This is a genomic window from Brevundimonas sp. LjRoot202 (assembly GCF_964253355.1).
In the GTDB taxonomy this organism is placed as follows: domain Bacteria; phylum Pseudomonadota; class Alphaproteobacteria; order Caulobacterales; family Caulobacteraceae; genus Brevundimonas.
Map to the genome: position 1 here is coordinate 149,559 of NZ_CAXUQW020000006.1, position 7,749 is coordinate 157,307.

A 7,749-nucleotide genomic window follows, 5' to 3' on the forward strand; every position below is an offset into this window, starting at 1 on the left:
GGGTTCAGCGTATCTACCGGTTGAGTTTCAATTGGAGACGGACTTGGCCGACGGCGTGGCTCCAGCGGAGAACGACGCACGCGCGCCTGGCGCGCGCGGCCTGACCTATCCGCATCCGGTCCCACCCGGTTTCGGCGAGGCGATAGAGGTTGCGCCCGGCGTGCTGTGGATGCGGCTGTCGATGCCCATCGCCCTGAACCACATCAACGTCTACGCGGTCGAGGACGGCGAGGGCTGGGCCCTGGTCGATACAGGCCTGAATATTCCGGATTCGCGCGAACGCTGGGACGCGCTGCTGGCCGGACCGCTGGCCGGCCGGCCGGTGACGCGGGTCATCTGCACGCATATGCACCCCGACCACATCGGCTTGGCCGGCTGGTTGTGCGAGCGGCTGACCGCGCCGCTGGTCATGACGCGGGTCGAGTATGTCACCGCCCGGATGCTTCTGGCCGATACGGGTCTGCCCGCCCCCGAGGGGGCCGCCGTATACTACCACGCCGCCGGATGGGACGAGGCGCAGATCGAGAGCTGGCGTCGCGACTACGGCCAGTTCGGCCGGGCGGTCTCGCCCATGCCGTCGGGCTATGTGCGGATGCGCGACGGCGACCGGCTATCGATCGGCGACCGGGATTGGCGCGTGGTGGTGGGCGAGGGGCACAGCCCCGAGCATGCCTGCCTGTGGCGCGAGGACGACGGTGTGGTGCTGGGCGGCGACCAGATACTGCCGAGAATCTCGTCCAACGTCTCCGTTTGGCCCACCGAGCCGGACGCCGATCCGCTCGGCGACTGGCTCGACTCGCTGGAGCGGATGAAGACGGTATTTCCGGACGAGGTTCTCGTGCTGCCGTCGCACGGCGAGCCGTTCCATGGCGTGCAGGCGCGGCTGGACGCCCTCATACGCGGGCATGAGGTGTCGCTGAGGCGGCTCGAGAAGGCGCTGCGGCAGCCAAGGCGCGCCGTGGACGTCTTCGGCGCCCTGTTCGCCCGGCCCGTCGGCGCCGGCGTCTACGGCATGGCGACGGGCGAGAGCCTGGCGCACCTGAACTATCTGCTGCATCGGGGGCGGGTCCGGCGCATCCGCGACGCGGACGGCGTGGACTGGTGGACGATGACCGAACGGGGAGAGACGGCGTGAGCGACCATATCAGGGCCGAACTGGCGGACGGCGTGCTGACCGTCACGCTGGCGCGGCCGGAGAAGAAGAACGCCATCACCCAGGCGATGTACGCGGCCCTGTCCGACGCGGCCGAGCGAGCGCGGACCGACGAGGCGGTGCGCGTGCTGCTGTTCCGCAGCGAGGGCGACAGCTTCTCGGCCGGCAACGATATCGCCGACTTCATCGCCCTCGGTTCGCAGGGTCAGCAGCCGCTGGATATGTCGGTGTTCCGCTTCCTCAAGGCGCTGGCCGATCTCGACAAGCCGGCGGTGGCGGCGGTGCGCGGTCGGGCCGTCGGTATCGGCCTCACCCTGTTGCTTCACTGCGACATGGTCGTGGTGGCCGAGGACGCCCTGCTGTCCGTGCCGTTCATCAATCTCGCCCTGGCCCCGGAGGCGGCGTCGTCGATGCTGTTGCCGGCCGTGCTGGGACACCAGCGCGCCTTCGAGATGTTCGCTCTCGGCGAACCGATCGACGGACGCACCGCGGTCGCCTGGGGGCTCGCCAACCGCGCGGTTCCCGCGGATCAGGTCGAGGGGGTGGCGGCCGGCCTGGCGACGAAGCTGGCGGCCCGCGCGCCCAACTCGATCCGCAAGACCAAGCGGCTGATGCGCGACGCCGAGACCCTGTGGGCGCTGATGCAGCGCGAGGGCGAGGCCTTCGGCAGCCAGATGTCGAGCCCCGAGGCGATGGAGGCCTTCATGGCCTTCAGCCAGAAGCGGGCGCCCGATTTCTCGAAATCCGGTTGATTCGCCGGCGTGCGGCCCTTAGCTGCGCGCGCCATGCTCCACGCCCCCACAACACCCGCCCTGCGCATCGACGCGGAGACTCCCGCCGACGTTGCCGCCGTCGAGGCTCTGGTGCTGGCCGCCTTCGGTCCGGGCCGGTTCGCCAAGACCGCCGAACGCCTGCGTGAGCGCGCCGTCGTCGTAGCCGGCTTCGTGGCGCGTGACGGCGAGCGGCTGCTCGGGTCCGTGCGGCTGTGGTCGATCGCCATCGACGGCAGGCCCGCCCTGTTCCTCGGTCCCATCGCCGTGGCCGCCGACAACCGCAAGGCGGGACTGGGCGCCGAACTGGTGCAGGCCTGCCTGGGCCACGCCGCCGAGGCGGGTCTGGGCGTGCTGCTGGTCGGCGACGCCCCCTATTTCGGCCGCTTCGGCTTCACGGCCGCGCCTGAGGTCCGCCTGCCGGGGCCGGTCGATCCGCGCCGGCTTCTGTGGCGGGGCGACGGACAGCCGGTCGGGGCGGTGACGGCCCGGTCCTGACGGTTCCCGGACGCCGCCGGTACGGAAAGCATTGCCAGAGTCGTCCCAACCCCTAAGTCTGGGTCATGGCTCAATCCACGGACAGCAAGACCGGACTGGCCGCCCTCGCGGAGGCCGCGACCCAGGCGCCCGGCCGCGGCCTGCCGCCGGTCCACCTGTGGAATCCGCCACACTGCGGCGACATCGATATCGTCATCCGCCGGGACGGGACCTGGCTGCACGAGAACTCGCCCATCGGCCGGCCTGAACTGGTGCGGCTGTTCTCGACCGTGCTGCGCAAGGATCCCGACGGCTACCGCCTGGTCACCCCGGTCGAAAAGCTGGCGATCCGGGTCGAGGACCTGCCGTTCCGCGCCGTCGCGGTGACCGAAGCCGATGGAATACTGCGCTTCACTACCGATGTCGGCGACGTCGTCGAGGCCGGGCCGGAGCATCCGATTCAGGTCGAGACCGACCCGACCACCGGCGAACCGTCGCCCGCCCTGCACGTCCGCGCCGACCTGTGGGCCCGCATCGCCCGGCCCGTCTTCTACGAACTGGTCGAGCGGGCCACGGTCGAGGCCGGCCGGCTGACGGTCCGCTCTGGCGGGTTCGCCTTCCCGCTCGGCCCGGTCGGCGCGGGGGTCGCATGAGCCTGATCTCGCTGCGCGAACGGCTGATGGAACGGCTGGCTCCTGCGGCCGCGTGGACGCCGGGCGGGCCGCCGGAGCAGTCCGACTACGACCTTAATCCCGGCGCCGCGCGCCCGGGCCGCACCTTGCGCCCGGCCGCGGTGCTGGTGCCCGTCATCGCCCGGCCCGAGGGCGCGACCGTGCTGCTGACCCGCCGTTCCGACAACCTCGCCAGCCACACCGGACAGATCGCCTTCCCGGGCGGTCGTCTCGACCCCGGCGAGACCGCCGAGCGCGCCGCCCTGCGCGAGGCGTGGGAGGAGGTGGGTCTGGAGCCCGAGGGGGTCGAGGTGCTGGGCCTCGGCGACGCCTATGAGACGGTGACCGGCTTCGTGGTCACGCCGGTGGTCGGCTGGCTGGCCGAGCCGCCGGTGGTGGTCCCGTCGCCCGACGAGGTCGCCGAGGTGTTCGAGGCGCCGTGGGACTTCCTGATGGACCCGGCCAACCACCGCCGCGACTTCTACGATCCGGAGAGCGGGCCGCGCCGCTGGTTCTGGGCCATGCCATGGCAGGAGCGCTACATCTGGGGCGCCACGGCCTCCATCGTCCGCGCCCTGCGGACCCGGCTGTACGGCGACGAGGCCGAACCCGCCGCGGCGGTGGACGAGGACGCCGCATGACCACCCGCCTGACCGATCAGCCCTGGCTGACCGCGTCCTCGACCCGCGCCGTCATGGCCGCGCTCGAGGCCGTCGGCGGTCCCGGCTGCGCCCGCTTCGTCGGCGGTTGCGTGCGCAACGCCCTCATCGGCGAGCCGGTCGCCGACATCGACATCGCCACCACCCTGCGCCCCGACGAAACCGCGCGGGCCATCCGGGCGGCCGGATTGAAGGCCGTGCCCACCGGCATGGCGCACGGCACCGTCACCGGGGTGGCCGAGCGCCGCCCCTTCGAGATCACCACCCTGCGCCGCGACGTCTCCACCGACGGGCGAAGGGCCACCGTGGCCTTCACCGACGACTGGGCCGAGGACGCCGCCCGGCGCGACTTCCGCCTCAACGCCCTCTACGCCGACCCTGAGGGGCAGGTGTTCGACCCCACCGGCGAAGGGGTAGGCGACGCGCGGGCCGGGCGGATCATCTTCGTCGGCGATCCGGAAACCCGCATCCGCGAGGACTTCCTGCGCATCCTGCGCTTCTTCCGCTTCCACGCCTGGTACGGGCAGGGCGAGCCGGATGCGGCCGCGCTCGCTGCCTGCCGCGCCTTGGCCACAGGCATGACCCGCCTGTCGGCCGAGCGGGTCTCCGGCGAGCTGATGAAGCTGCTGTCCGCCCCGGATCCCCGGGCCGCCATGGCCGCCATGGCCGAGGCCGGCGTTCTGGCGCAGATTCTTCCAGAAGGGCGTCTGACGCCCCTGTTCGACGCCGCGGTCGGGCAGGGGGCCGATCCCGTGGTCCGGCTGATGACGCTGCTCCCGCCCGATGAAGCGGTGGTGGCGGGAGCCGCCACCCGGCTGCGTTTCCCCAACACCACGCGCGACCGGTTGGCCTTCGCGGCCTCGGCGACGCCGGCCGTCAGCCTGTCGATGAGCGATCGCGAGGCCCGCGCGGTGCTGTACCGCCACGGCGGGCAAGCCGTTTCCGACGCGGTCCGTCGGCGCTGGGCCGAGACGCCGGAACGGTCCGGCGACGCCCGCCGTCTGCTGGCCCTGGCCGAGGCGTGGACGCCGCCCCGCTTGCCGGTCGGCGGCCGTGACCTGGCTCGCCTCGGTGTCGAGCCCGGCCCCGAGACTGGCCGGTTGCTCAAGGCTTTCGAGGAGGGCTGGGTCGCCGACGACTTCCCCACCCACGGCCACGCCAAGAGGCTGACCGCCCTGGTCAGTCCGCCGCGCGGGTGATTTCAGTCACCACCGGGCGATGGTCGGACCCGTTCGGGCGGCCGAGCTTGCGGCTGATCACGGCGAGGTCCGGCGAGCGGTAGACCTGGTCGATGGTTACGGCAGCCGCCGAAGGCAGGGCGCTGGGCCAGGTGCCGGGGAAGCCGGGAGCCGGTATCAGCCCGGTGTCGCGCTGCACCTGACGTCCGATCCGAGCGCTGGAGACGCTGTTGAAATCGCCGACGACGAGCACCGGGCCGGTCAGGTCTTCGCGGATTGCGGCCAGAGCCGTGGCCTGTTCGATCTGGCCCCACTGCTCCTGGAACGGCCATGGCCGGGTCAGGTGAACGCCCATGACGTTCAGCGGACCGAGCGGCGAGCGCACCGTCGCACCGACGACGTGCAGGCCGTCGGGGCGGTCACGGATGGCGACGAGGGGATAACGCGATGCGATCACGGAGCGGACCGGTCCGGTCGGGCGGTCCATACGCCCTGTAGCGACCCAGTGGGGATAGGTCGCCAGCAGCTCATCCAGTTTGTTCGCCACGCCGCCCAGTTCGATCAGCACCACGATGTCCGGGTCCGCGGCCCGGATGGAGGCGGTGATGGCGTCCACGTCGGTGTTCCGCGCCCACAGGTTGGCGGAATACAGGCGCACGGGCGGCGCCCCGGCCTCGGCGGTTCCCCGGGGGGGGAACCATTGCGGCCAGACGGCCACCAGCAGCAGGGCCAGCACGACGCTGGCCGCCAGCGCCCAGCGCCGCCGCCTGAGGATCAGGAAGCCGCTCGCCAACAGGGCCGTGGCGACCAGGGCGGGCGCGGTGAACTGGGCCAGAATATCGATCCAGCGGCGCCCGACGCCGCTCAGGCCCGCCAGCGCCACCGCCAGCGGCGCACCAACAAGGCTGAGGGGGATGACCGCGAACACCCACCGCCGCGCGCGCGCGCGCCAGCCTTGCGTTTCCGGTTGAACGGGGGTCGTCATGGCGCGTTACGGTCTCGCTTTTTGGGAGGGGTGGCATGGCCAGACGGACCATCGGCGATATCGAGAAAATCTGGACCAATGTCGAGGGTGTGAAGAAGCTCTCTGACCGGACCGTGGGCATCGGCCCCTTCGGTATCGGCCTGGATGGCCTGCTGACCTGGGTTCCGGTGGTGGGCACGGTCTACAGCGTGGGGGCGGCGGGCTGGCTGCTGATGCAGGCGGTGCGGGTGAAGGCCTCTCCCGCCACGATCGCGCGGATGGTTGGATACCTGGGTCTCGACAGCGCCACCACCGCGGTCGGGGAGGTCGTTCCCCTGGTCCCCGACGTGGTCGACTTCTTCTTTCCCGGCCATCTGATGGCGGCCAAGGCCCTGCAGAAGGACATCGAGACCACCCACTGGGTAGAGGCCAGCGAACGCGAGGCCCGCGCCTCGGGCGAGCACGAGCGGCATGTCGACGAGATGCGACGCAAGCCCGGCCTCAAGCGCATCGTCTATCTGCACGACTGAACGCGGTTATCGACTGCTACGTTTTCGACTCCAGCCATCCTAATTTTTTGAGACAAGCCCTTGATCCGACGCGACTAGACTCCTCGGTCAGCGTCCTGAACCCGCCACAGGAGCGCGCGGCCGCAGACTGATCTCCGACATAGTTTCGGAGACTTTCTGATGAGTGACGACCAGACCGCCCGCCTCGGCCTTCCCTATCTGGCGGCGGGCCAGATGCAAAAACATGTGACGCTGAACGAGGCCCTGACCCGGCTGGACGCGCTGGTGCAGACCGCGGTCGTCAGCCGGACCCTTGCGAGCCAGCCCGCCGGACCGCCCGAGGGAGCCTTGTACATCCTGCCTCCGGGCGCGACCGGCGCCGTCTGGGCGGGAACGCCGGAAGGCTCGCTGATTCGCGCCGAGGCGGGCGGCTGGAGCCTCGTCGAGGCCCCCGATGGACTGGTCGTCCTGGTCGCCGACGCCGGCGAAGTCATCGTGCGCGACGGCGGGGCCTGGGTCTCGCTCGGCGCGCGTCTGGACGGGCTCCAGAACCTGACCCGGCTGGGTTTCGGAACGACGGCGGACGCGGGCAATCCGTTCGCGGCCCGGCTCAACAAGGCGCTGTGGACCGCGCTCGAGGCGGGCGCGGGCGGCGACGGCGACCTGCGCCTGACCCTCAACAAGGAAGGCCCCTCCGACGTCCTGTCCCTGCTGTTCCAGAGCGGCTGGGGCGGCCGGGCCGAGCTCGGCCTGGTCGGCGATGACGATCTGAGATTGAAGGTCAGCGCCGACGGCTCGGTCTGGCGCGACGCCTGGTCGGTCGATCGCGCCTCAGGCCAGGTCAGCTTCGACCTCGGCGCGACCCGCCGGACGGTGACCGTGCTGGAGGCGGACGCGGACTATGCGGTTCCGGCGTGGGCCCGGACCATGGAGGTCGTGGCGATCGGCGGCGGCGGCGGGGGCGGCGCAGGGGCGTTCGGCCCCGCCGGATCCCGCTTCGGCGGCGGCGGCGGCGGCGCGGGCGGCGTCAGCCGCGCGATCTGGCCGGCGCAGCTGCTGGCGGCCGGCCTCACAGTCGTGGTCGGATCCGGCGGCGCGGGCGGAGCGGCCGGCGCTGGAGACGATGGGGCCGGATCGACGGTCCAGCTCGGCCCGATCGAGCTTCTGGCCGCGACGGGCGGAGCCGGCGGCGGTCTTGGCGGAGCCCTCGACGGCGCAGCCGGAGCGGCAGGCGCGGGCCTGCCGAATTCCAACGCAGGCGGCGCCTCCAGCGTCACGACGGCCGGCGGCGCGGGCGAGAGCTTCGATCGGCCGGACGCCTCCGGCGGCGGCGGGGCCGGCGGCGGCCTCGACGGCTCCGGGACGGCC

9 protein-coding genes are annotated in these 7,749 nt (G+C 71.9%); 8 read left to right on the forward strand and 1 reads right to left on the reverse strand.

All coding sequences use genetic code 11. From position 1 onward, the window contains the following. Positions 1 to 43 precede the first annotated feature (43 nt). From ACSQ1L_RS11935 to ACSQ1L_RS11960, 6 genes are all read left to right on the forward strand, one after another. On the forward strand, positions 44 to 1,135 hold the full coding sequence (locus ACSQ1L_RS11935; RefSeq protein ID WP_435994965.1) for an MBL fold metallo-hydrolase: 1,092 nt from the start codon (positions 44 to 46) through the stop codon (positions 1,133 to 1,135). Further along, positions 1,132 to 1,905 carry an enoyl-CoA hydratase gene (locus ACSQ1L_RS11940; RefSeq protein ID WP_435994966.1) on the forward strand — a complete coding sequence of 258 codons (774 nt, stop codon included), beginning with the start codon at positions 1,132 to 1,134 and terminating at the stop codon, positions 1,903 to 1,905. The genes ACSQ1L_RS11935 and ACSQ1L_RS11940 overlap by 4 nt, the downstream gene beginning before the upstream one ends. Positions 1,906 to 1,938: 33 nt before the next feature. Next, entirely contained in the window at positions 1,939 to 2,421 is a 483-nt protein-coding gene (locus ACSQ1L_RS11945) for a GNAT family N-acetyltransferase (protein WP_435994967.1), read from the forward strand. A gap of 65 nt (positions 2,422 to 2,486) precedes the next feature. Next, entirely contained in the window at positions 2,487 to 3,053 is a 567-nt protein-coding gene (locus ACSQ1L_RS11950; protein ID WP_435994968.1) for a DUF1285 domain-containing protein, read from the forward strand. Then, positions 3,050 to 3,712, forward strand: coding sequence for a CoA pyrophosphatase (locus tag ACSQ1L_RS11955; RefSeq protein ID WP_435994969.1), 663 nt, complete (start codon positions 3,050 to 3,052; stop codon positions 3,710 to 3,712). Before ACSQ1L_RS11950 ends, ACSQ1L_RS11955 begins: the two co-directional genes overlap by 4 nt. Further along, positions 3,709 to 4,929 carry a CCA tRNA nucleotidyltransferase gene (locus ACSQ1L_RS11960; RefSeq protein ID WP_435994970.1) on the forward strand — a complete coding sequence of 407 codons (1,221 nt, stop codon included), beginning with the start codon at positions 3,709 to 3,711 and terminating at the stop codon, positions 4,927 to 4,929. Before ACSQ1L_RS11955 ends, ACSQ1L_RS11960 begins: the two co-directional genes overlap by 4 nt. Here the strand turns inward: ACSQ1L_RS11960 and ACSQ1L_RS11965 are convergent. Further along, positions 4,910 to 5,893, reverse strand: a complete 984-nt coding sequence (locus tag ACSQ1L_RS11965) for an endonuclease/exonuclease/phosphatase family protein (protein ID WP_435994971.1) — start codon at positions 5,891 to 5,893, stop codon at positions 4,910 to 4,912. The genes ACSQ1L_RS11960 and ACSQ1L_RS11965 overlap by 20 nt on opposite strands. A 35-nt stretch (positions 5,894 to 5,928) precedes the next feature. Here ACSQ1L_RS11965 and ACSQ1L_RS11970 point away from each other — a divergent pair, with 35 nt between their 5' ends. Next, the gene (locus ACSQ1L_RS11970) at positions 5,929 to 6,402 is read left to right on the forward strand and encodes a DUF4112 domain-containing protein (RefSeq protein ID WP_435994972.1); all 474 of its coding nucleotides are present in this window, start codon (positions 5,929 to 5,931) and stop codon (positions 6,400 to 6,402) included. Between the two features lie 159 nt (positions 6,403 to 6,561). Further along, on the forward strand, positions 6,562 to 7,749 hold a 1,188-nt coding region (locus tag ACSQ1L_RS11975), incomplete at its 3' end, for a DUF2793 domain-containing protein (protein WP_435994973.1).

Bases quoted from the DNA above. Each gene is read 5' to 3' on its own strand.
- ACSQ1L_RS11945 (WP_435994967.1), top strand. From the start codon at position 1,939: ATGCTCCACGCCCCCACAACACCCGCCCTGCGCATCGACGCGGAGACT.
- ACSQ1L_RS11950 (WP_435994968.1), top strand. From the start codon at position 2,487: ATGGCTCAATCCACGGACAGCAAGACCGGACTGGCCGCCCTCGCGGAG.
- ACSQ1L_RS11955 (WP_435994969.1), top strand. From the start codon at position 3,050: ATGAGCCTGATCTCGCTGCGCGAACGGCTGATGGAACGGCTGGCTCCT.
- ACSQ1L_RS11960 (WP_435994970.1), top strand. From the start codon at position 3,709: ATGACCACCCGCCTGACCGATCAGCCCTGGCTGACCGCGTCCTCGACC.
- ACSQ1L_RS11965 (WP_435994971.1), bottom strand. From the start codon at position 5,893: ATGACGACCCCCGTTCAACCGGAAACGCAAGGCTGGCGCGCGCGCGCG.
- ACSQ1L_RS11970 (WP_435994972.1), top strand. From the start codon at position 5,929: ATGGCCAGACGGACCATCGGCGATATCGAGAAAATCTGGACCAATGTC.